Source organism: Holdemania filiformis (assembly GCF_003459085.1).
Taxonomy (GTDB): Bacteria; Bacillota_I; Bacilli_A; order Erysipelotrichales; family Erysipelotrichaceae; genus Holdemania; species Holdemania filiformis.
This window is the reverse complement of the sequence record NZ_QRUP01000023.1, coordinates 1-613: the sequence shown is the minus strand read 5'-3', so window position 1 is coordinate 613 and position 613 is coordinate 1. Positions and strand designations below refer to the sequence as shown.

Annotated in this window: 1 protein-coding gene; it reads right to left on the bottom strand. The window is 43.7% G+C overall.

Annotated features, from left to right (window positions below; genetic code table 11):
* Positions 1 to 280: 280 nt before the first annotated feature.
* The coding region (locus DWY25_RS14630; RefSeq protein WP_147336696.1) for an IS200/IS605 family accessory protein TnpB-related protein at positions 281 to 613 on the bottom strand (333 nt) is incomplete at its 5' end.

Genomic DNA, 613 nt, shown 5'->3' with positions numbered 1-613 from the left:
TGTGATAATACAATGTTTGATAACAAGAAAATGATGCAAGCATCATTCTGGAAGACAAAACCTTCCAGAACCCCTCGTCAGTTTCTTGCCTGGAGGGTATTCCTGATTTTAGATCTCTTCCTTCTCTCCCTCTGCTTCCAGAGTTCAAGGCTTGATCGAAGATTTCTTCCTTCAGGCGTATTGTGTATCTCGCGATTCTTCAAGTTCATTCTGCCTCGAATTCCAGCTTTCTCCTCTGGAAGCTGTTCTCTTTGGACAGATTGAAAAACCGCGTTTCTATTTAATTCTGATATCCCATTCCGCGCCTCGCAATCACAAACGAAGCGGCCATGTGCACTGTACAGCCCATCTTCCGGCTGTATTTTTCTCTCCCAATTTGACTTGTGTATGCTGGATTTACTTGAATAACGCCATACCCTTCCTTCCAACATCTCCTTTCTAAAGCTTCCTGAATCTGTTTCGTCGCAAACTCGGATAACATTTGATTATGCTTTTGATTCCCATATCGCATGTTGCTTTTCTTCTTCTCAAAATCCAGCGCTTCCATCACTAACGGTTTATGACTTCTCACACATTCCAGGACGACCTCTTTCGCCGTCTGCCGGATCTGATG